We start from the raw sequence: 21,562 nt of genomic DNA on the forward strand, positions 1-21,562 counted from the left end.
CTGTATTATTTTGATATTAATTATCGATTTATAACTATATATAGTATACCACAAGAGTCCGTTATTTGTCCAATAGCTAATTTATAATTTTAAGCTGAATCTTTATAGTTTAAAGTAATACGTTTAAGTAGAACTTCAAACATAAAAAGGGCCTGTCGCACGACGACAAGCCCTTTTTGAGTATTAAGTTTGCAGTTTGTAGTTTTTAGTGAAGGTTTTTAAATTTAAAGCTATCTTCCACTAGCCACTAACTCATCTAGTTTTCTTCAATGACTTTGCCCGGGTTGAGAATCCATTTCGGGTCGACGGCCCGTTTGATGGTCTTCATGAGGTCCAGTTCAGCCGGATCCGTATATTCTTCCATGTATTTCAGGCGTTTCAAGCCGATGCCGTGTTCACCGGACAGGCGGCCGCCTAAGCCGTAAACGTATTTATAGGCTTTGGCACGAAATTCTTTCAACTGTTTTTCCCAGTCTTCGTCGCTCATATCGCATTTGAGGATCTGGAAGTGGAGGTTGCCATCACCGGCATGGGCCAGGCAGAAGACGCGGAAATCGTAATTCTGGCTTTCTTTGACCAAGGTCTGGATGCAGTCGGCGATTTTCGTGACCGGAACGACCAAATCTTCTGACGTGGCGACTTTCGAGAAGACACGCGTGCTTTCCAGGCAGTTGCGGCGGACTTTCCAGACGCGGTCGTCGGCTTCGACGATGTCCGTAGCTCCACATTCTTCACAGACAGCGGCCAACTTTTCCATCTTGTCGTCCAGTTCATCTTCATTAAAGGTTTCGATGGAGATGATGTCATAGCAGCCATCTTCATAATGAGGCAGTTTCAAGTCGCTGTAATCGCTGGCGCTGCGGACGAAGTTGTTGTCCATAAATTCGACAGACGTCGGGTTGAGGCCGGCTTTAATCAGTTTCGGTACCAGTGCCGTCGCCTTGGCCAGGTCGGTAAAGACAGCCAGGACGTCGAGCTTATACGGCGGCAAGGGGACGAGTTTCAACGTCGCTTTCGTGATGATACCCAAAGTCCCTTCAGAACCGATGATGAGCTGGTCCAGGCAGAAGCCGGTCGAGCACTTCTTCAAGGTAGCGCCGAGGTTGACGATCTTGCCCGTCGGCAGGACGGCTTCGATGGAATAGACCTGATGGCGCGTCGTACCATAGCGGACGGCCTTGTTGCCGCCGGCGTTGGTAGCCAGGTTGCCGCCGATGAGGCAGCTGTCGGAACTGCAGGGGTCGCCGGCATAGAGCAGACCTTTTTCGTGGGCTGCATTCTGGATGTCGATAGTGCGGACGCCGGCTTCGACGGTCATATACATGCCATCTTCATTCAATTCGATGATGTGGTTCATCCGTTCCATGAGCAGAACGATGCCCTTATAAGCCGGGACGGCGCCGCAGCTGACGCTGGTACCGGCACTGCGCGGCGTGACCGGGACGTCGAAGCGGTTGGCAATCTTCATGATTTCCGAGACTTCCTGCGTATTGGCCGGCAGGACGACGACTTCCGGCGTCTTCCAGAAAGACGGTGCCAGGCTTTCGTCCGATTTATAGACATCCAGGACATCTGCATCGGTCTTGACATATTTATCGCCGACGACAGCTTTCAATGCGTCGATAACTTCAGCTGTAACTGGATTGTATTCTTTCATTGTAAGAACCCCTTTACTTTTTAACGAAAATGGAACTATCATTTCACCTATTGCAACTTTTTCTCGTGAATTATGAATATTATAGTACACAAGGCGCCATTTGTCTTGGAAATTATAAAAAAAAGATATATAGTTTAGTCATTTTATACCATGCAATAAAGTTATGTAAAAGGTAAAACGTATAACCGTAGGGAATAAAAAAAGGCACTGTCGCATGAAGACAGTGCCTTTTTCCGTAGGGGGTCGCCTAAAAGGCGCCCCGCTGTGAATCGTGGATAAAATCATCCGGGGATATGATAGCAGGATGTTTCCACCCATCACCTACGGGATTCCCACAAGCGGGCCGCCTTAACAGGACGGCCCCTACGACCATTAGCCGTTAGCCACGAGCCACCGGCCCCTACTTACGCACTGGGAAGGTGGCGGCGGCGTGGCCCATGATGGTGACTTTATAGTTTTCCGGCAAGTTTTTCTGGGCCTTTTCCCAGGCTTCTTCCAGGGTAGCTGCCGGGATGAGGCCGCTGTGGCGGATGATGTCGAAGTTTTCCGGCCGCGTGACGACGTAGGCTTCTTTCAGGGACCGGAAGATACAGTGCGATTTGAAGGCAACGAAGGCCGGGATGGAAAAATCGGCCCGCAGGTCCTTTTCAAAGGCGTCCATATCGCTGCGGAAGAACCAGTCCGTAAAGATGGCCGGTTCCTTGATGTCCGGGCAGTCCAGGGTCAGAATCATCGTGCCGCCCGGTTTGGTGGCGAAGACGGCATTCATCGGCGCTTTCATGCTCTGATAGAGGTTCATGTCCTTGGGATAGCCGCCAGCCGAAGCAATGGTGATATCTGCCAGGTCCTGGATGGGTACGCTGGCGATGTGCAGCAAGTCGTCACAACCTTTTTTCCAGGCTTCGTACCAGTGGCCGCCGACGACTTCATAGAGGTCGCCGTCTGCCGAAAAGACCGTATTGACCAGGAAACAAGGATTGAGCAGGGCTGCGGCCTGCTTCATATCGTCATGGAGGGGATTATCTTCCAAAAGGCTCGTTTCACATTTAGGATTGCAGCCGCCGCCGAAGGTTTCCGTCAAGGCCATGGCGTGGTTGCGCATGATCGTTTCATAACTGGCAACGCCTGGCAGGACGGCTTTGCGGCCGCCGCCAAACCCGGCCATGGGATGGAAGGACACGGCACCGGTCAAGATGACCTTGTCGGCCTGGACGACGTGCGAATTGAGATAGACGTCATTGCCATAGGTGGTCGTCCCGATTTTGGTCAGCTGGGAGGCATCGCGGCAGTCATGGCTGACGATCTTTACGCGCTTGACCATGTCTGCACCGCAGACGATGGCATCTTCTTCCGGCGTATGGGCCCGATGCGTCCCCTGGGCCGTGACGACCGTAATCTGGTCATCCTTGACGCCGGCCTGGTTCAATTCATCGACGATGATGGGCAGCATCTGGGCCGTATGGACCAGGCGGGTAATATCGCTGACGACAATGGCGACCGTATCGCCGGCCTGGACGACATCTTTCAAAGGCGCGCTGCCAATAGGATGGCGCAGGGCCTGGCGGATGGCAGCCTGTTCATCGGCGACGGCGTCGACATGGTTGCCGTGCAGGTCATATAATACGTGTGCTTCATCGAGTGAAACAGTCTGTGTGCTCTTCCCAAAAGGAAGAGAAAAAGTCTTCATCATAAAAAACCCCTCTTTACTATAAAATAATAGTTTTAGAACAAGTTCCACCGTCCCATGTACAAGGCGACCAGGGAGCGGATGAACAGACAGACAAACAAGATGTACGTCAGGATATACAAAAAGTTTTCAAAATCATCCATGTGTTCTGACTTTTCGTGGACATGGCGGAAATGATTCAAGAGAAAATGTCCCATCCCATGGTCGCTTCCTTTCCTTATTCGCCTTTATGGGGAAACAATTCATGAACGCGGCGGGCCGATTCTTCATCCTTACTGATGCCCTTCAGCAAGGTCCGTTCGGAATTTTCCATATGCTTCTTGGCCACTTTCCGGGCCATGGCACTATTGTGTTCGGCAATGTTTTCGACCATCTGCCGATGTTCTTCCCAGGTCGCGGCCAGGCGGCCCGGATAGTGCATGGAAATGGAACGGAAGCGCAGCATCTGTTCGCGCAGATTGTTGAGGATATCGACGAGGCGCTGGTTACGGCTGGCGTGATAGAGGACGTCGTGGAAACGGACATCGGCATCGACGATCTTATCAAATTCGTCATTGTCGATATATTCGTTGATCTCGACGAGAATCCGTTCCAGGTATTCCAGCTCGTCCGGCGTGATCCGTTCGGCAGCCAGGCCGGCAGCCAGTTCTTCCAGGGCACTGCGGATTTCAAAGACCTGGGCAATATCCTTCAAGGAAATATCTGCAACATACGTCCCGCGCCGGGGAACCATGACGACGAAGCCTTCCAGTTCCAATTTGCGGATAGCCTCGCGGATCGGCGTCCGGCTGACGCCGAGCTCATCGGCCAGCTGGATTTCCATGAGCCGTTCCCCCGGCTTGAGCACGCCGTCCTTGATGGCCTGGCGCAGCGTTTCGCTGACCACTTCGCGCAGCGGTTTATAAGCATCTAATTTAATCGGTTCCAATGCATGCTGTCTTTTTGTCGTTTTCATCATTCTAGGCTTCACCTTCCACTCGTTTCACAACCTTTGTCACATAGGCGTCGACGTCTCGCCACGAAGCCGCCTGACGCCGTATCTCCCCTTCCCGCTCCGGCGGGACCAGGGCAAAGACCGTCGGTCCGCTGCCGGCCATGAGCGGCCGCAATCCTGACGAGGACAGGAGCTGCTGACAACGGGCGACTTCGGGCACATCGGGAATGACCAGTTCTTCAAAAGTATTGCCCATCGAAGCCGTCAGGGCCTGGAAATCACTGCGGCAGACAGCGCGTTCTACGGCATCGACATCGATGGGCTTCGTTCTTTCCCGGCTGTCGAATAAGGCATAGGCCTTCTTCGTCTGTACCGCGGCATGAGGATGGACGATGACGACGGGCCAGTCCGGCAGGGGCGGCAGCTCCCGCAGCTCTTCGCCGATACCGGTCCCGCGCATGGTCCCGCCGCAGATGCAGAAAGGTACATCGGCACCGAGGCCGGTCCCGATATGACAGAGGTCTGCCTGAGACAATCCCAGGCCCCACAGGCGGTTGAGACCGCGCAGGACAGCGGCGCAATCGGTACTGCCGCCAGCCAGGCCGGCGGCAATGGGGATATTTTTTTCGATATGGATGGCGACTGGCTGATTGTCCTTTTTATATGGACAAAGTGCTTGCCAGGCCTTGTACGCTAAATTCGTTTCATCGCAGGCCAGTCCCGGGACCGAGCAAGTGAGCTGCCATTCATCGGCGTCCTGCAAGGTCACGGTATCACAAAGGCCGATAGATTGAAAGACGGTATCAATATCGTGATAACCATCGGAACGACGGCCGGTTATCGCCAAGGCCAGATTAATTTTTCCGTATCCTGTTTCTACTATTTTAGTCATACTTCCACTCCGTGTATAAAATGTGCATTGTCTTATTGATTAAAATTTTTCCTATGTTATAATGAGACGACAGCAGGGAGCTGCGCCATTTCCGCATCCTCTCTGAGTGCACACTTTCATCATTATACTATAATGATTATACCGTTTTTTCCTTTACTTTACAATTCTTCATTCATTACGGAGGAAAAAAAATTATGAAAACCCTGACTTCACACACGCTTTGGGAATTAGCCGTCCCCTACCTGGCGTCCTTCGTCGGCAGCCTGGTCGTCGCCATCGGCATGAATGCCTTCTTCATCCCCTTCCATTTGCTGAGCAGCGGCCTCAGCGGGGCAGCCATCATGATTTACTTCCTGACAGGCCTGCCCGTCGGCATCGGTATCTTCATCCTCAACATCCCGATCATGATTGCCTGTTATAAATTCATGGGCCGCCGCTATACGGTCCTGAGCATCGTCGGCACGATCATGCTCTCGGTCCTGGTCGATGCAACGGCCTTCCTGTCGACGTGGAACATCATGCACGATGCCATGCTCTCGTCCATTACGGGCGGCATCCTGGCCGGCATCGGCTTCGGCATCATCTATAAATACAACGGCAACAGCGGCGGCCTGGACGTCATCGGCGCCATCGTCAAGAAATATTATTCCCTGGAAATGGGCACGGTCACGATGATCCTCAATCTGGTCATCCTCCTGGCGGCCGCCTGGCTCTTCTCCCTGGAACGGGCCGTCCTGACTTTCGTCGCCATTTACATTGCAGCCTTCATTACCAACAAGGTCGTCATCGGCCTCAAACAGCGTAAAAGCGTCATCATCATTTCCAACCGGGCTACGCCGATCGCCCAGGTCCTCATGCGCTACGTCGGCCACGGCGCCACCTATCTCCACGGCCAGGGAGCTTACACCATGCAGGACAAACGGGTCATCTACGCCGTCATCAAGCTGACGGAAGTGGCCAAGGTCAAGGAAATCGTCAACAAACTCGACCCGCAGGCCTTCATGATCATCAGCGACGCTTCGGAAGTCGTAGGCCGGGGCTTCACGACATCGCCCGTCAAATACCACCAGTATCCCGGCGATGCCCTCTCCATGCCGCATACAAAAAAAAACATGCCGCCGGAATACTAGGCGCCTGCGGCGCTGTGGGTCGTTTGCCGTGGGTCGTGGACCGTGGCGAACGTGCCTGCGGCCGTTCGTTGTTCGTCGTTGGTCGTTCATCGTTCGTCGTTGGGAAACGGGCTCGCTGACACATCGCCTGGTGAAGAACCCCTCCGACCCTGACGGGCCACCTCCCCTTCGCAGGGGAGGCTCAACGAACCACGAACCACGGCATAAAAAAAAGCTGCGCATCAATTGCGCAGCTTTTTTTATGCCTATTATAATCTGATTTCGTTGGTATCGCGATAGATGAGCCATTCGGCGATATTGTTGGCGTGGTCGGCCATGCGTTCGATGTATTTGACGACCAGGACCAGGTCGATGTAGTCCTTGGAGTTTTCCGGATGGGCCGTCATTTCGGCAGCCAGCGTTTCCATGAGGTTGTTGAAGGCCTGGTCGACGATATCGTCTTTATCGCGCATGAGGCTGGCCTGGGACGAAGTGCCCCGCTTTTTATAGAAATCAATGACATCGCTGACCATAGAGGCCATGACGCCGTACATTTCCTTAATGCCCTGCGGCAAGGGTACGTTGTGATGAGTCTGTTCCAAATGGATGACGTAGTGGCTGATGTCGGCGCAATGATCGGCAATGCGTTCTAAGTCGGAGAGGATTTTCAACGTCGCCATCAAGCTCCGGTAATCAGCCGCTACGGGACCCTGCATCATACTGATGGTCAAGTCTTTCTTCATGCAGTTCTTGACCAGTTCATCGATGACGTCATCGCCATCGTAGATACGCTGGGCCAGTTCGATATCTTTCTGTTCCAGCGCCTTCCAGGCATTATCGACGGCCTGTTCGACCTTTATGCCCAAGTTGATCATATCGTTTTTCAATTCTGCTACGGATTTTTCGTAAATTTCCAGCATAAGTGCCTTTCCTCCTCTTAACCGAAACGGCCGGTAATGTATTCTTCCGTCTTGGGATTGGACGGATTGGTGAACATATTCAAAGTATTATCGTATTCAATGAGTTCGCCTAAGAGGAAAAATGCCGTCTTATCGGAAATGCGGCGGGCTTGCTGCATGCTGTGTGTGACAATGACGATCGTATATTTTTCCTTCAGTTCTAAGGCCAGGTCTTCGATTTTCTGCGTCGAAATCGGGTCCAAAGCAGATGTCGGTTCGTCCATGAGGATGACCGATGGATCGGCTGCTAACGTACGGGCGATACAGAGACGCTGCTGCTGACCACCAGAGAGGCCGAGGGCGCTCTTACTGAGGCGGTCTTTCATTTCATCCCAGCAGGCAGCCTGGCGCAGGCTCTTTTCGACGATGGCGTCGAGCTGCTTCTTATCTTTGATGCCCTGGATGCGCGGACCATAAGCGATATTTTCATAGATGCTCTTCGGGAACGGCGTCGGCTGCTGGAAGACCATGCCGACACGGTAGCGCAGGGCCAAAGGGTCGACTTCTTTGAAGATATCTTTGCCTTCAAAGCGGATATCCCCAGTAACCCGACAGCCTTCAACCCAGTCGTTCATGCGGTTCAGTGTCTTGAGGAATGTCGATTTGCCGCAGCCAGACGGGCCGATGAGAGCCGTGATTTCATTCTTCTTAATCTTCATGTTGATGTCTTTCAAGGCCTGGAAATCATTATAAAAGAGATCCATATGGCTGACATCGAAGGTATATTCTGACATTATTTATTTCCTCCCATTTTCTTGTCAATTCGATAGCTGAGATAGCGTGCAGCCAGGCTGAAGACGAGGACCATGACCATCAGGATGGCCGACGACGCAGCTGCCTGCTGGGCCGCATCGGCATGAAGAGCTTCCGTGCGCAGGGCCCAGATGTGCAGGGCCAGGGTTTCGCCGGGACGGAAGGGATTGAGGGGACACGACGTGGCCGTAATATCCCAGTTCGTCCAGTCGATATCCGTCGACATACCGGCCGTGAACATCAGGGCTGCGGCTTCACCGAAGCCACGGCCAGCGGCCAGGATGAGGCCGGTCATGATGCGCGGGAAGCAGGCCGGCAAGAGGACATGCCAGATGGTCTGCCAATGCGAGGCCCCCAGGCCCAGGCTGCCGTTACGGTAGCTCGACGGCAAGTTGCGCAGGGCGTCTTCGGTGACGGACGTGACCAAAGGCAGGGTCAGGATGGATACGGCCATGGCGCCGGCCATGAGGTTCCATTGGGAACCGGTCATGACGATGAAGACCAGGTAGCCGAACAGGCCGACGACGATAGACGGCAGGGATGCCAAGGTTTCGACAGCCATGCGGACCCAATGAGTGATGCGCCCTTTCTTGGCGTATTCAGCCAGGAAAATGCCGGCCGGGATCCCCGTAATGGTACTGGCGACGAGGGCCAGGACGACCAGATAAATCGTATTGAAGAACATGTTCCCCAACCCCGTCGGGCTGAAGGACAAGAGCTGCGGCGTCATACCACTGATGCCGCTGACGACGACGTAGAGGACAAAGGCGATGAGCAGGATGACGGCAAAAGCAGCGCCAGCCGTAAAAAGGGCCGTCATCATTTTATCTTTATTTTTTTTCGTTTCCACACTTGTCATGTTAATTCCGTCCCCCTTTTACTTCGGAAGCGGCATTGATCTGATGAATGACGAAGATGAACAAGAACGACAGCAGGAACAGGACCAAAGCCATCGTCCACAGAGCTGCGTTGTATTCACCGCCTTCCATGGCGCCGCCCATGTCGGCAGAAATAGCTGTCGTCAGCGTACTGGCCGGCAGGAACAGGGACGTCGGGAAGACTTTCATCTGGCCGATGACCATGGCGACAGCCAGGGCTTCGCCCAAAGCACGGGCCAGGCCTAGGATAATGCCGGTGAAGATACCGCTTTTCGCTGCCGGCAGGACGACGTGGGCAATCGTTTCCCACCGCGTCGCACCGAGGCCGTAAGACGCTTCACGCCAGGACTTAGGCACGGCGGCCATGGCATCGGCAGCCATAGTCGTAATGGTCGGGAAAATCATGATAGCCAGGACAATGCCGGCAGCCAGGACGGAAAAGCCAAAGGGCATGGGGAAAATGTGGCGCAGGGCCGGGATGAGGACGGTCATGCCGACGAAGCCATAGACAACGGACGGGATGCCCGTGAACAATTCGATAGCCGGCTGGATGAGGCGCCGCCGCTGAGGCGTCGCGATTTCCGTCATATAGATGGACGAAGCCAGGCTGAAGGGCAGGGAAATGATCAGCGACAAGAGACAGGTGACCAGCGAACCGGCCAGGAACATGGCCGCCCCGACCTGGCCGCCGCCTTCGGCGGTATCACTCGGTTTCCACTGACCGGAAAAGAGAAATTCCGTCACGCTGTGGCCAAAGGTGAAAAACGTATCTGTACCTTTAATGAAGAGAAAAGCGCCAATGAGAAGCGGCACCAGTGCCATACCGATGCCGCAAATAGTGATGAACGTTTTGGCTGCTTTCTCGTTGCGGTGAGCCCGTTGGACTACCGTTTCGATTGCATTCATGTCGTTCCTCCAGTAAAATTAGTGAACTTCTTTGGTCTGCATCTTCGAGCTTACGCCATAGCCGAGTTCTTCGATGCGTTTGCCGTAATCGGCGCCCGTAATGTATTCGATGAAGGCTTTGACGGCAGCTTTCGGTTCTTTGCTGGTGTAGATATGTTCATAGCCCCAGACGCTGTAGGTACCGTTATAGGTATTTTCCAGGGTCGGTGCTACGCCATCGATGGAAACGGAGTCGACTGTGTCGTTATTGAGCAGGTACGGCAGTGCAACATAGCCGATAGCGCCCGGATTCTGAGCGACGCTCTGGATGAGGATACCGGAGTTATCCGTTTCCAGGGATTTATTGTCGGCTTCTTCCGCGCCGTTGATAGCGTACTGTTTGAACAGGGCCCGCGTACCGGACGTCTTCGGGCGGGTAACCAGGACGATTGGCATATCTTTGCCGCCGACATCTTTCCAGTTCGTGACTTTCGCCGTGAATACGTCCTGTAACTGCTGACGGGTCAGGTTCTTGACGCCTACGTCTTTATTGATGATCGTAGCGACCGTCATGACACAGACTTTATGGTCTTCCAATTTTTCCGCTTTGGCTTTATCTAGTTTCGTTTCAGCCGGTACGTCGGAGTTGCCCATATCGACAGAACCATCGGAAACCTGTTTCAGACCCGTGCCAGAACCGCCGGCATTCAAGGTGATCGTTACGTCTTTATTCGTCGTCTTGAATTTTTCAGCTGCATCTTTGACCAAAGGCAGCAGCGCCGAAGAACCCGAACCGGTAATACTGCCGGAAACAGCCGAACCTTTCCCGGCATCTGCTTTCTGCTGACTTCCGCAGCCGGCAGCCCCAATGGCCATAGTAGCAGCTAAGGCGACAAGAACTAACTTTTTCCATTTCATAAAAAATCCTCTCCTTTGAATAAACGAATCTGAGATGTTCCTGATTCTGAATACAGTCTTATCCTACCAAGGAGATGTAAGGACTTTATGTATGTAATGTAAAATATTGTAAAAAAGGCGCTGTCCCATGAAGACAGCGCCTTTTTGAGTTTGAAGTTGAAAGTTTGATGTTTGATGTATCGGACGGGTATGGGGCCCCTGACCGGAAAATCATCCCTACGGATGGCCCCTCCTCCCTACATCGGTAAGGTGATGGTAATCGTCGTGCCTTCGTTTTCCTTGCTGCTCAAGGCGATAGTGCCGTGATGCTGTTCGACGATGTGCTTGACGATAGCCAGGCCCAGGCCGGTCCCTTTGATTTTGCGGGACCGGCTGGAATCGGCCCGGTAAAAGCGTTCAAAGACGCGCTGCTGTTTGTCTTCAGGGATGCCGATGCCCGTATCACAGATGCTGAAAAAGGCCTTATGGTCGTCGTGGCGGACAGTGATGTAGACATGGCCGCCTGGGCGGTTGTACTTGACGGCATTGTCCAGGAGATTCATGATCAGTTCCCGGAAAAGGCCGCGGTCGGCCAGCACTTCGGTGTCGTCCATGGTACACTGGACGGTCACTTTCTTTTCCGTCAGGACCGGCTCCATAAATTCTACGATATCCTGGACCAAGTCGCGCAAGCATAGCCGTTCCAGGTTAACTTGGCGCTTGCCGTCTTCGATGCGGGCCAAGTGCATGATTTCTTCGATCATCTGCAAGAGGCGCAGGGCTTCCTTACGGATGAGCGTCCCGAAATGGATGACGTCGTCTTTATTCTTGAAGAGGCCCGTCGACAAGACTTCGGCAAAGCCGCTGATGGAAGTAAGCGGCGTCTTCAGTTCATGGGATACATTGGACGTAAATTCCCGCCGCAGCTGTTCCCGGTGTTCTTGTTCGGTCACATCATCGATGATGAACAACATGCCGTAGAAATCATCATTTTTATAGACTGGCTGAAGAGTCAGCAGATAGAGGCGGTCCGCCCGCATGAGTTTCGTCTCACAGACACTGTCCATATGCTGCAGCCTGTCCCAGGGCGCATCGGGAAGGAGTTCCTGGAGGTTGCGCTGCAGGACAGCCTGTGTATTCCCAGCGCCCAGGAAGCGGGCTGCCCGCAGGTTGAGGCCGGCAATGCCATAGGATTTATCCGTCAGGATGACGCCTTCCTGGAGATTTTCCATGATGAGGCGCATGATATTGCGCTGTTGTTCCAGACTGCGCATATTATCCGCAATGGTCTGGCTCTGCAAAAAGACCTTGTCCACTAAGGGCTGTAATTCATGGTCGACGCGCGGCGGCTGGACCATCTTCACATCGCTGTCATTGATCTGGCGGATGAACAAAGCCGTCTGCCGGAGCGGGCTGAGCAGGCTCGCCGTCAGCAGGCGCGAGGCCTTGACACAGGCCAGGGCCGACAGTCCCAAGAGCAGGAGGGCCCACGGCAGGAGGCTGAGGAAGTGAGCATAAAACGTATCCCTTTCCAAGCTGATCCGCAAGATGGTCCCATCAGGCAATTTCTTGGCATAATAATAGAGGGCCTTAGACAGGGTCTGGGAATCGCGGACGGCTGTCCCTTCCCCATTTTCAATCGCCGCCCGTACTTCCGGCCGGGCCAGGTGATTTTCCATGATTCCTTTATCGTAATCCGATTCAAAGAGGACATCGCCGCGGGCATTGATCCAAGTGATACGCAGGCCGTTCGTATGATGGATGCCGATTTTCTTCAAATACAGGGACGTATCATGGCCTTCTTCAAGGGCCGTTTCGACGACATCCATGGTCATCGTCAATTCCTGCTGGATCTGATGCTGTGTAGAACGCCAGAAGAACCACGTCGAAATGAGCAGGGTCACAGCCATACAGGCCAGGCCCATGGACAACAGGCTGAGATAGACTTTCCGCTTCATACATTCCCTCCAATGACGTATCCGACGCCGCGCACGGTATGGATGATCTTGCCGCCATCGCCCAGCTTCTGGCGCAGGCTCTTGATGTGCATGTCGATGGTCCGGCTTTCGCCTTCATAGGTAAAGCCCCAGACCGCTTCCATGATCTGTTCCCGCTTGAGGACGATATCCGTATTGACCAGGAGATAGCGCAGGAGTTCAAATTCTTTTACCGTCAAGTGACACGGCTTGCCCTCGACGGTGACGACATGCTTTTCCTGGTCCAGGGCAACCGGCCCATACGTATAGAGATTCGTTTCCGTATTCTGCCGGCCCGAACGGCGCAGGACAGCGCGGATACGGGAAATGAGCTCGACGATGCCGAAGGGTTTGCAGACGTAATCGTCGGCGCCACCGTCCAGGCCTTTGACAATGTCATATTCGCTGGTCTTGGCCGTCAGCATGATGACGGGAAGCGTCTTATACGGCTGGGTCTTGCGCAGTTTTTCCAATATGTCGTTGCCGCTTTCACCGGGCAGCATGATGTCCAAAAGGAGCAAAGCCGGCATCCGCTTCTCTAAGGCCGGCCAAAATTCCTTGCTGTCGGCAAAAGTCTCGACTTCAAAATCCTGGCTGCGCAGGGCATAACCGACGAGTTCACGAATATTTTCATCATCTTCGACACAGTAAATCAAAGGCATAGGGCTACAGTCCTTTCATGTAAAATCCAGTTTTCTCATTCTATTCCATTATAGCGCAAAACCGGCTAAAAACAGTGTAAAAAGAGGGTAAAAAAAGGGCTTGTCGCACGACGACAAGCCCTTTAAAGTTGTTAGTGGCTAGCAGTTAGTTGTTAGCGGATGGCTTTAAATTTGAAGGTTTTCTCTGCAAACTACAAACTCTGTGCTACAAACTATAAAGTAAACGGGGCCTCTCATGATGGCAGAAACCTTCGTGCGGCAGTGCCCCTTTTAGAAATCGAAGTCCTTGGCCTTGATCTTGACCTGCCATTCTTTATCGACCTGTTTATAGGTAATGGTCGCAATGAAGGAGTGGAGGTCGCGGACCCAGGTGTAGTTGCGGTCGGAAATGTGATCATCGTCGAGGTCCTGGGCCCAGGAGAAGATGACCGTATCCCGCGGTGTCAGGACGTAGCCGATGGACAGGCCGTGCTGACGGGGGTCATCGAGGGTATCGAAGCGATACGGCGTGTAGCCGCTGACGTTGTGTTTCTTATACCAGAAGCTGGTCCACAAGCGATCGTTGATGCCCTGGTTGAGGATGACGCCGGAATAAGGATCGCGGCGCTGAGCATCATCGGTAGAATACCAATCCTTGCGGTAGCCGGCGAAGAAGCGCACATTGGCACGCTGCCATAAGGGGATAGGCGTATGAGTGATTTCCGTGCGGAAGCCTTTATGGGTCCCCGTCTTGACGCCATCTTCGGCCCAGCGGCCCCAGTTGGCACTGGAATCGATGTAAATGCCGGTGTCGCCGAGATGGAGGCGCGGTGCAAAGTATTCCAGTTCCGGCCACTTCGTAGCCCAGATGTTATCGTCGTTATCGGTACTTTCCTCCTTGCTGTAGCCAAAGCGGAAGGACCCGATTTTGGTATCCTTCTGTATCTGTGCCGCCGGCTTGAGGCCATTCTTGGAGTTCAAGGCATAGCTGGCATGGAATTTCAAGTCACCTGACTGATTAAGCGGTACATCAGCATACCCCCGGACGCCGATGCCGTCATCGCTGTTATACGTCGGCCGCGGCAGCAACGTAAAGATGTAATGCTTGGTTTTATTCTTGTTATCCAACCGGCCCTCGTAATGGCCATAGGTGAACAGGCGGACGTGCTTGAACCAGAGGGCCGTATTTTCAGCCGTGAACTTTTCCCCCGGATAGATGCGGATATCGTCACCGGTAATATAATAGTCCGGCGTCTTGGCAACGGCATGGGGCGTCGTAATCAGGCCGTGCTTGACGTAGCCGATATTGTCGTACATTTCGGCATCGGTCCCGCGGATATAGGTCGTAGGACCCATGAAGCCTTCGACCTTATCCATGCTCATGCTGCCGTTCTGGCTGTTATAGGTCACATCCTGCCCGGTCAGGGCATTGGTCTCATTGACATAGACCACAGGCCCTTTCGTATGGTAGACGCCGCTTTTCATATTGCCTTCGACATAGTTGGCATGGACTTCATCCATGCCCTGCTTGATGTCGACATTACCCCGGCTCTTGACATAGCCGTCGGCATTACGGGCGAAAAAGGTATCGGCCGTCATATGGACGGGCTGCTGCGGCAGGACGACGTCTTGCGAAGCGGCGGCCTGGTCCAAATCGACAGGCAGGATTTTCTTTTCTGTCACGGGAACGGCCATGACCTTATCCGTATGAAGTTTAGCTGTATCAGCGGCACTGGCCGAAAGAGTCAGCGGCAGCAGGGCTGCGATCATCGCCGCTGTCCACGTTTTATTCATTCGCGTCACCTGCGGTATCGGATTGAATCGTCACGACGGCCTGCTGGTCATCGTTGTGTTTGCTATTGTCCAGGTCGACAGGCGTTACCGTACCATTTTGGAGGCCGGCCTGCAAATCGCCTCCACTGCTCTGGGGAGCTGTATCCGTATCAGTATAGGCCCCTGTATCGCCATTCCCGCTATTGTCGACGTCATTGTTGGCAACGGGCGCAAAGGACGGGACCTGTACGCCGCTGGCTGCCATATTGGCCGTCTTCATATTGTCCATGACGCCGTTTTCCTTGAATCCGACGACTTCGGCATTTTCCTTCGTTTCGGCATACATCGTCGTCCCTGCAGGAATATCGACTTCATTGCCATGGACGAAAAGACCGCCGACCAGGCCGACCGGGCCGAGGATGATGGCGCCAGCTGCTGACGCGCCGACAGCGCCGGCCGTCCGCTTATATTCTTCCTTGGTCTTATCGCCCACCGTAAGGGCTACCGGTGATCCATCGGCAGCGCGGACATTGTCATAAGTAATCTCAATCTTGCCATCTTTGCCAAAACGGCCCGACTTCCGGGCTTTCGTCACCGTCCCCGTCGCTTCCATGCCGCGAGGGATGGCGATGACATCGCCGACGCAGACGTCATCAGCCACGGCAAAGCGGACGACGTCACCTTCCTGGATGGTCTTAGAATTGAGGGCATCGATATTAGTCATCGTCACCAGTGTATTGGCCGGGATCGTGACGGTCTGGGACACGTACTTCTTATTGCCCAGGAGTGCCTGGCGCAGGGACAGGACGCGGCCTTCCAGGGAACCGCTCAAGGTCTTGCCATCGATGCTCTGTTCCAGCGATTCCACCCGGACCAGAAGAGGTTCATCCGTAATCTGGCCGGAGTACTGCCACTGCATGAGATTGACTGCCGTCAGCAAAGATAAATCGGAACCCGAATTTCCATATACATCTTTATATAAGGCATTGGTCTTGTCCTGCAGGCTGCCCGAAACGGTCGACTGCCCATTGAGCAGTTTGTCCAGGGCAGCAATACGGTCGTTCAAGGATCCAGTCTGCGTCGTCCCGTAGACCGTCGTTTCTACTTTATCCGCTTTTTCCAGAATCGTATAATTCGCTGCACTGGCAGCCATGGTCCCGCACAGGGCCATGACCGCCAGGATGCAGGCAGCTTTCTTTTTCCACATAGGCGTAACCTCCAAATTTCAGTCTCATTTTATAATCATGATATCGTCTAGGCTTTTATGGATACTATCTCCATTATATAGGAGTGATGTCTAAATTGCAATAAAATTGACCGTGAATGGCCGGTTCTTCCCCGCCTCATTTAATTAATAATTATTTTCAATTAAAAGTTTTACAAAATTACTCTTGATTTTCCCCTATCGGTCTGTTATAATGTAGCCATAACAAATAAAAGTTATTTGTTAGTATTCAGTTAATATCCATTTTATTCAAAATGTATTATAATATCAGGAGGAATGAATGATGAAAAAATTTGTATGCGGCATCTGCGGTTTTGTTTATGAAGGTACGGAAGCTCCGGAAAAGTGTCCTCAGTGCGGCGCTCCGAAAGAAAAATTCACGGAACTCGTCGCTGGCGTCAAAGAATACGCTGACGAACATCGCGTAGGCGTTGCTAAAGGCGTCGACGAACGCATCCTTGAAGGCCTCCGCCTCAACTTCACTGGTGAATGTTCCGAAGTCGGCATGTACCTCGCTATGAGCCGTGTCGCTGACCGCCAGGGCTATCCGGAAGTCGCAGAAGCTTACAAACGCATCGCTTTCGAAGAAGCTGAACACGCTGCTAAATTCGCTGAACTCCTCGGCGAAGTCGTTACCGACGACACCAAGACCAACCTCGAAATGCGTGCTGCTGCTGAACAGGGCGCTTGCGCAGGCAAGAAAGAAATCGCCACCCTCGCTAAACAGCTCAACCTCGACGCTATCCATGACACGGTTCATGAAATGGCAAAAGACGAAGCTCGCCACGGCCGTGTATTCGATGGCCTCCTGGCTCGTTACTTCGCAAAATAATCCGTTTAGGAATGCAAAAAAGGGGCTTGTCGCATGACGACAAGTCCCTTTTTGAGTATTAAGTTTTCAGTTTATAGTTTTTAGTGAAGGTTTTTAAATTTAAAGCTATCTTCTACAAACGCCGTACTACAAACTATGAAGCAAAAGGGCCCTGCATGATGGCAAAAACCTTCGTGCGACAGCCCTTTTTTTACACTCACCCAGCGACATCGCAGATGACGCTGATGACGGCTTTGTCCGCCTTGGACAAATAGCGTCCCCGCTTATAGGCCAGGACGACGTCCCAATCGTCCAAATAGGCCCGCAGGGAAAAATACTTCGGTTCCACGGCCGGCGTATTGGCTACAGCCAGGCCGCCCGGTACGATAGCCGCGCCGACGCCGATGCCGGCCAGGGTCTGCGCCGTGGCCATGTCCGTCGTTTCCAGAGCCACGGTCGGCGATATATCCAGGGCTTCGACAAGGGAAAAAAAGGAATGGCGCAGTTCCTGCCCTTCTTTCATGACCAGGAAAGGATGGCCGTCAAGGCTATGATAATCAAAGGCCGGGTAGCGGGAGTGGCGCTTCTTATCATACAGCGGTTCCCGTTCCAGGTCCCAGGCCGGTGAGATGGCCAGGAGCAGTTCTTCCTGGAAAAGCTCAACATATTCCAAATCCGAATGGCCGGCCGTCCTGACGACGATGGAAAAATCCGTCTTCCCTTGGAGGGCGAAATCTTCCAGTTCCCGCGTCGTCCCTTCTTCCAGGCAGATATCGATATGCGGATAGCGTTCATTGATGACAGGGATCGCCTTGGCCAGTATCGTCGAACTCCGATAATTGGAACTGCCAATGCGCACGGTCCCGCCAATGGTCTGCCCCAAATCCTGGATCCGTTGTTCCCGTACTTTACACAATTCCTGTATCTGTCCTTCGATGTCCAGATAAATCCGCCCGGCTTCCGTCAAGGTCACGGGCTGATGGGAACGGTCAAAGAGTTCGGCTCCGATATGGCGCTCGATACGGCGGATGAACTGGCTCAACGACGGCTGGGTGATATATAATTTGTCTGCTGCCGCCAGGAAACTCCCTGTTTCGGCAATTTTACGGACATATTCATATTCTCTTCTTTCAAAATCCATAAGCTCTCCTTTATGCAATAAAAATACTTCGCATACCTAATTATAACGCAAAAACTATAACTCGTATACGACAAAACCACTTTGACGCCAGCCTCCTTCGAGATTATCCTAAAGATACCCTTGAAGGAGGTATTTTCATGAAATCATATCATCATATCCTCGTCCCCATCGACGGGTCTGATTATGCAAAACAAGCCTTACAACATGCCATCGATATTGCCAAACTGACCGGCGCTTCGATTACGCTGCTGAACGTCGCCAATATGGCCGACATCATCAATCAGTTCAGTCAAATGGAAAATACGAGCGAATTGACAATAGACGAACTCTCCGCAACTGCTCAAGTCAACAGTACGGGCTTATTGAAAGAATTCGCCAGCCTGGTCCCGACGTCGATTCCGGTCCAATCCCTTTTTGAACTCAGTGCCCCGGAAGTATCGATTCTACAAGAACAAAAAGCTTTGCCAGCCGACCTCATCTGCATGGGCCGCGGCAGTAAACAGCCTCTCAAGAATTTCCTGCTCGGCAGTGTCAGCACCTATGTCATTACCCACGCACCGTGCCCGGTCCTCCTGGCTCACGACGAAAAGAAGGGGCCGTACCGTCACATCCTGGTACCCGTAGACGGCTCGGAATCATCGCTCCAGGCCCTGAAGCAGGCCGAAATCCTGGCCAAGGGAGATCAGGCTTCGCTGACCGTCCTTTACGTCGCCAGCATCAGCGACAGCCTGCACGATACAGCAGTCCCCGATACGATGGAACCGCATAAACTACAGGAACTGGCAGCCCACATGCGGTCCAAAGGCCATAACGCCTTCCTGCGCTGCCAGGAACAACTATCGTCTGACCTCCCCTTACAATGTCTTTATAAAATCGGCTCTCCCGGCCCGGTCATCTTGCAGACCGCAGCCGATATTGATACAGACCTCATCGTCATGGGCAGCCGCGGCCTGAACCGCATCCAAAGCGTCCTCTTAGGCAGCGTCGGCCGTTACGTGGCCTCTCATTCCGGTCTGCCCGTCCTCATCATCCGCTAACAGCGGCTTCATTCATTTTCTCAGGAGATGATACCCTTGAATACACTCGTACATAAAGCCCAAAAAGAATCGGTCGCCCTGCTGGTCAACCGCATCATGGCCGAAAAAAATCCCGAAGACCGCAAGAAAACCTTGAAACGCCTAACGACAATCATGGAAACGTTCTTCGGCGATTTATTTGAAAAAGAATCGTTCGACAAGGCCCGCAAGCTCATCGACGAAGATGGCAAGTGGTTCCAGTTCCTCAACCGCGCCTTGGACACCTTGAATCCCAATGTCGTCCGCACCGCCGTCATGGACCTCGGTTTTGAATCAGGCTTCTACGGCCTGCGCACGCGGGATGCAGCCAAAGCCAAATACCACTGCAACATCCCCTGGGCCATCCTCTTCGACCCGACGAGTGCCTGCAACCTGCACTGCATCGGCTGCTGGGCTGCGGAATACGGCCACACGCTGAACCTGTCTTATGAAGTCATGGACAAAATCGTAAGCCAGGGGAAAGAAGTCGGCTGTCATTTCTACCTCCTCACCGGCGGCGAACCGCTGGTCCGCAAGGCCGATATCCTGAAACTCTGCCGGAAGCATCCGGACTGTGAGTTCCACGCCTTCACGAACGGCACCCTCATCGACGACGATTTCTGCCAAGAAGTCGTCAAAGTCGGCAATCTGAGCTTCTCCCTCAGCGTCGAAGGCTTCCGCGAAGTCAATGACAGCCGCCGCGGCCCAGGCGTCTTCGACAGGGTCATGCATGCCATGGACCTGCTGCGCCAGTACGGCATCGTCTTCGGTACGTCGATCTGCTACACCCGCAAAAATATCCAGACCGTCACGTCGGACAAATTCTTGGACCTCCTCATCAGCAAAGGCGCCTGGTTCACTTGGTACTTCCACTACATGCCCGTCGGCAACGACGCTTCTATCGATTTATTGCCCACGCCGGAACAGCGGGCCTATATGGTACGCCGCATCCGTGAAATCCGCAGCGTCAAAGGCGGCAAGCCGATATTCGCCATCGACTTCCAGAACGACGGCCAATTCATCGACGGCTGTGTCGCCGGCGGCCGCAATTATTGCCATATCAATCCCAACGGCGACGTCGAACCGTGCGTCTTCATCCACTACTCCAGCGCCAACATCAACGACCAGGACCTCATCCCCTGTCTCCAGCAGCCCCTGTTCCAAGAATATGCCAAAGGACAGCCCTTCAACCATAATCACCTCCGCCCCTGCCCGATGCTGGAAAATCCCCAGGCCCTCATCGATATGGTCAAACGGACAGGCGCCAAATCGACAGACATGCAGTCCCCGGAATCGGTAGAACATCTCTGCGCCAAATGTCAGGCCTATGCCAAACATTGGCAGCCGGCAGCCGATAAATTATGGACTGACATCATCCAGGCCGATAAAAAACAGACAGAACAGGAAATCTCGTAAGCCCTTCATGGATATCCAAAAGGGTGAGGCAATAACTTTTAAATTTTGTCCCATCCACATCAAACTTTCAACTTCAAACTTCAAACTCAAAAAAGAGGCTGTCGCATTATGCATTTTTTTGCTTAATGCGATAGCCTCTTTTTTACATTCCGCTATGATAGCGGTTTTTTTTTATGTGGCGTTTGCGCCACCAGATGATACCGTAGATGATAGATACCAGGGCCAGCAGGATGAGCAGGCGGCCCCAATGTTCCTGGATGCGCAGGAGATCATGGCCCAGCCAGACTTCGACCAGGACAGCCGGCATCTTGCCAAAGAAGTTGGCAATGAAATGGTCACGGTAAGAAATATGGCTCAAGGCACTGAAAGCAGTGACGACGACATTCGGCGCATACGGGATGGCCCGGCCCATCATGACTGTCTTGATGCAGCTATAGGAATCGAGTTTTTCCAGCATCTTGCTCTTGGAAATGACTTTCTGTGCCTGTTTGCGGAGCAGCGTCCGAGTCAGACGGAAACTGATTTCAATGCCGATGACTTCCCCAATCCAGGAAATGATGATGCCCGGGATGAGGCCGAAAATGATCCCATTGACCGTCAAGAAAGGAATGGACGGCAGGCCAATGGCATTGACAAAGGCAATCATGAAAATACTGATGCCGATAGCATAGAAGCCAAAAGAAGCAATGTAATCGGCTAACCCATCCAAGTCGCCGCTGACAGTCAGATGCCACATGATGGAATAAAAATCAGGTGCCATGAGCTGAATCGACAAAAACATCACGATGACGAGCAGACCCCCGCCGATATGAAGGAGCCAGCCTAAATATTTATCATTCATAGAAATACGGTCCTCACGTAATAATGAATTTT

The 21,562-nt window shown here is 52.9% G+C and carries 20 protein-coding genes; 4 read left to right on the forward strand and 16 right to left on the reverse strand.

The genetic code is table 11. The features are described 5' to 3' along the window. Positions 1-256: 256 nt before the first annotated feature. From C6362_RS01850 to ispE, 5 genes are all read right to left on the reverse strand, one after another. Positions 257-1,657 (reverse strand): FAD-binding oxidoreductase, encoded by a 1,401-nt coding sequence (locus C6362_RS01850; RefSeq protein ID WP_014015070.1) that lies wholly within the window; start codon positions 1,655-1,657, stop codon positions 257-259. Between the two features lie 400 nt (positions 1,658-2,057). Then, complete coding sequence (gene larAH10 / locus C6362_RS01855; protein ID WP_014015071.1) at positions 2,058-3,347, reverse strand: NPN-dependent 2-hydroxyacid racemase, LarAH10 family; 1,290 nt, start codon at positions 3,345-3,347, stop codon at positions 2,058-2,060. A gap of 32 nt (positions 3,348-3,379) precedes the next feature. Continuing rightward, entirely contained in the window at positions 3,380-3,541 is a 162-nt protein-coding gene (locus C6362_RS11895; RefSeq protein WP_014015072.1) for a hypothetical protein, read from the reverse strand. A 20-nt stretch (positions 3,542-3,561) separates the two neighbouring features. Then, on the reverse strand, positions 3,562-4,302 hold the full coding sequence (locus C6362_RS01860; RefSeq protein ID WP_014015073.1) for a GntR family transcriptional regulator: 741 nt from the start codon (positions 4,300-4,302) through the stop codon (positions 3,562-3,564). Between the two features lies 1 nt (position 4,303). After that, complete coding sequence (gene ispE, locus C6362_RS01865; RefSeq protein WP_014015074.1) at positions 4,304-5,170, reverse strand: 4-(cytidine 5'-diphospho)-2-C-methyl-D-erythritol kinase; 867 nt, start codon at positions 5,168-5,170, stop codon at positions 4,304-4,306. Positions 5,171-5,364: 194 nt separating this feature from the next. On the opposite strand from ispE, the gene C6362_RS01870 reads away from it, so the two are divergent. Then, positions 5,365-6,300: a YitT family protein gene (locus C6362_RS01870; protein ID WP_014015075.1), complete on the forward strand. Its 936-nt coding sequence runs from the start codon at positions 5,365-5,367 to the stop codon at positions 6,298-6,300. A gap of 248 nt (positions 6,301-6,548) precedes the next feature. Here the strand turns inward: C6362_RS01870 and phoU are convergent, their stop codons facing one another. The 9 genes from phoU to C6362_RS01915 all read right to left on the reverse strand — a co-directional run bounded on the left by phoU (position 6,549) and on the right by C6362_RS01915 (position 16,248). Beyond that, positions 6,549-7,199, reverse strand: a complete 651-nt coding sequence (gene phoU / locus C6362_RS01875; protein WP_014015076.1) for a phosphate signaling complex protein PhoU — start codon at positions 7,197-7,199, stop codon at positions 6,549-6,551. A 17-nt stretch (positions 7,200-7,216) separates the two neighbouring features. After that, positions 7,217-7,972 (reverse strand): phosphate ABC transporter ATP-binding protein PstB, encoded by a 756-nt coding sequence (gene pstB, locus C6362_RS01880; RefSeq protein ID WP_014015077.1) that lies wholly within the window; start codon positions 7,970-7,972, stop codon positions 7,217-7,219. Then, on the reverse strand, positions 7,972-8,850 hold the full coding sequence (pstA, locus tag C6362_RS01885; protein WP_014015078.1) for a phosphate ABC transporter permease PstA: 879 nt from the start codon (positions 8,848-8,850) through the stop codon (positions 7,972-7,974). Before pstA ends, pstB begins: the two co-directional genes overlap by 1 nt. Before the next feature lies 1 nt (position 8,851). Then, on the reverse strand, positions 8,852-9,775 hold the full coding sequence (gene pstC / locus C6362_RS01890; RefSeq protein WP_014015079.1) for a phosphate ABC transporter permease subunit PstC: 924 nt from the start codon (positions 9,773-9,775) through the stop codon (positions 8,852-8,854). Between the two features lie 18 nt (positions 9,776-9,793). Then, complete coding sequence (locus tag C6362_RS01895; RefSeq protein ID WP_014015080.1) at positions 9,794-10,672, reverse strand: phosphate ABC transporter substrate-binding protein; 879 nt, start codon at positions 10,670-10,672, stop codon at positions 9,794-9,796. Between the two features lie 236 nt (positions 10,673-10,908). Further along, positions 10,909-12,609 (reverse strand): sensor histidine kinase, encoded by a 1,701-nt coding sequence (locus C6362_RS01900; RefSeq protein ID WP_014015081.1) that lies wholly within the window; start codon positions 12,607-12,609, stop codon positions 10,909-10,911. Next, positions 12,606-13,289: a response regulator transcription factor gene (locus tag C6362_RS01905; RefSeq protein ID WP_014015082.1), complete on the reverse strand. Its 684-nt coding sequence runs from the start codon at positions 13,287-13,289 to the stop codon at positions 12,606-12,608. Before C6362_RS01905 ends, C6362_RS01900 begins: the two co-directional genes overlap by 4 nt. A 270-nt stretch (positions 13,290-13,559) precedes the next feature. Continuing rightward, on the reverse strand, positions 13,560-15,062 hold the full coding sequence (locus C6362_RS01910; RefSeq protein ID WP_036202255.1) for an LPS-assembly protein LptD: 1,503 nt from the start codon (positions 15,060-15,062) through the stop codon (positions 13,560-13,562). After that, a complete protein-coding gene (locus C6362_RS01915; RefSeq protein ID WP_014015084.1) occupies positions 15,055-16,248 on the reverse strand; it encodes a hypothetical protein in 1,194 nt (397 codons plus the stop codon). Before C6362_RS01915 ends, C6362_RS01910 begins: the two co-directional genes overlap by 8 nt. 301 nt (positions 16,249-16,549) lie before the next feature. Here C6362_RS01915 and C6362_RS01920 point away from each other — a divergent pair, with 301 nt between their 5' ends. Continuing rightward, a complete protein-coding gene (locus C6362_RS01920; RefSeq protein ID WP_027894728.1) occupies positions 16,550-17,098 on the forward strand; it encodes an NADH peroxidase in 549 nt (182 codons plus the stop codon). 196 nt (positions 17,099-17,294) lie between these two features. Here the strand turns inward: C6362_RS01920 and C6362_RS01925 are convergent, their stop codons facing one another. Continuing rightward, complete coding sequence (locus C6362_RS01925; RefSeq protein ID WP_014015086.1) at positions 17,295-18,218, reverse strand: LysR family transcriptional regulator; 924 nt, start codon at positions 18,216-18,218, stop codon at positions 17,295-17,297. Positions 18,219-18,355: 137 nt separating this feature from the next. Here C6362_RS01925 and C6362_RS01930 point away from each other — a divergent pair, with 137 nt between their 5' ends. Further along, positions 18,356-19,255 carry a universal stress protein gene (locus C6362_RS01930; protein WP_014015087.1) on the forward strand — a complete coding sequence of 300 codons (900 nt, stop codon included), beginning with the start codon at positions 18,356-18,358 and terminating at the stop codon, positions 19,253-19,255. Positions 19,256-19,282: 27 nt separating this feature from the next. Next, complete coding sequence (locus C6362_RS01935) at positions 19,283-20,689, forward strand: radical SAM protein (RefSeq protein WP_230579021.1); 1,407 nt, start codon at positions 19,283-19,285, stop codon at positions 20,687-20,689. A 142-nt stretch (positions 20,690-20,831) separates the two neighbouring features. Here the strand turns inward: C6362_RS01935 and C6362_RS01940 are convergent, their stop codons facing one another. Then, positions 20,832-21,530, reverse strand: coding sequence for a TVP38/TMEM64 family protein (locus C6362_RS01940; RefSeq protein WP_014015089.1), 699 nt, complete (start codon positions 21,528-21,530; stop codon positions 20,832-20,834). Positions 21,531-21,562 lie beyond the last annotated feature (32 nt).

It is taken from the genome of Megasphaera elsdenii DSM 20460 (assembly GCF_003010495.1).
Taxonomy (GTDB): domain Bacteria; phylum Bacillota; class Negativicutes; order Veillonellales; family Megasphaeraceae; genus Megasphaera; species Megasphaera elsdenii.

Excerpts from the sequence above, each read along its gene's own strand:
- C6362_RS01850 (WP_014015070.1), bottom strand. The coding sequence starts at position 1,657 with ATGAAAGAATACAATCCAGTTACAGCTGAAGTTATCGACGCATTGAAA.
- larAH10 (WP_014015071.1), bottom strand. The coding sequence starts at position 3,347 with ATGATGAAGACTTTTTCTCTTCCTTTTGGGAAGAGCACACAGACTGTT.
- C6362_RS11895 (WP_014015072.1), bottom strand. The coding sequence starts at position 3,541 with ATGGGACATTTTCTCTTGAATCATTTCCGCCATGTCCACGAAAAGTCA.
- C6362_RS01860 (WP_014015073.1), bottom strand. The coding sequence starts at position 4,302 with ATGATGAAAACGACAAAAAGACAGCATGCATTGGAACCGATTAAATTA.
- ispE (WP_014015074.1), bottom strand. The coding sequence starts at position 5,170 with ATGACTAAAATAGTAGAAACAGGATACGGAAAAATTAATCTGGCCTTG.
- C6362_RS01870 (WP_014015075.1), top strand. The coding sequence starts at position 5,365 with ATGAAAACCCTGACTTCACACACGCTTTGGGAATTAGCCGTCCCCTAC.
- phoU (WP_014015076.1), bottom strand. The coding sequence starts at position 7,199 with ATGCTGGAAATTTACGAAAAATCCGTAGCAGAATTGAAAAACGATATG.
- pstB (WP_014015077.1), bottom strand. The coding sequence starts at position 7,972 with ATGTCAGAATATACCTTCGATGTCAGCCATATGGATCTCTTTTATAAT.
- pstA (WP_014015078.1), bottom strand. The coding sequence starts at position 8,850 with ATGACAAGTGTGGAAACGAAAAAAAATAAAGATAAAATGATGACGGCC.
- pstC (WP_014015079.1), bottom strand. The coding sequence starts at position 9,775 with ATGAATGCAATCGAAACGGTAGTCCAACGGGCTCACCGCAACGAGAAA.
- C6362_RS01895 (WP_014015080.1), bottom strand. The coding sequence starts at position 10,672 with ATGAAATGGAAAAAGTTAGTTCTTGTCGCCTTAGCTGCTACTATGGCC.
- C6362_RS01900 (WP_014015081.1), bottom strand. The coding sequence starts at position 12,609 with ATGAAGCGGAAAGTCTATCTCAGCCTGTTGTCCATGGGCCTGGCCTGT.
- C6362_RS01905 (WP_014015082.1), bottom strand. The coding sequence starts at position 13,289 with ATGCCTTTGATTTACTGTGTCGAAGATGATGAAAATATTCGTGAACTC.
- C6362_RS01910 (WP_036202255.1), bottom strand. The coding sequence starts at position 15,062 with ATGAATAAAACGTGGACAGCGGCGATGATCGCAGCCCTGCTGCCGCTG.
- C6362_RS01915 (WP_014015084.1), bottom strand. The coding sequence starts at position 16,248 with ATGTGGAAAAAGAAAGCTGCCTGCATCCTGGCGGTCATGGCCCTGTGC.
- C6362_RS01920 (WP_027894728.1), top strand. The coding sequence starts at position 16,550 with ATGAAAAAATTTGTATGCGGCATCTGCGGTTTTGTTTATGAAGGTACG.
- C6362_RS01925 (WP_014015086.1), bottom strand. The coding sequence starts at position 18,218 with ATGGATTTTGAAAGAAGAGAATATGAATATGTCCGTAAAATTGCCGAA.
- C6362_RS01930 (WP_014015087.1), top strand. The coding sequence starts at position 18,356 with ATGAAATCATATCATCATATCCTCGTCCCCATCGACGGGTCTGATTAT.
- C6362_RS01935 (WP_230579021.1), top strand. The coding sequence starts at position 19,283 with ATGATACCCTTGAATACACTCGTACATAAAGCCCAAAAAGAATCGGTC.
- C6362_RS01940 (WP_014015089.1), bottom strand. The coding sequence starts at position 21,530 with ATGAATGATAAATATTTAGGCTGGCTCCTTCATATCGGCGGGGGTCTG.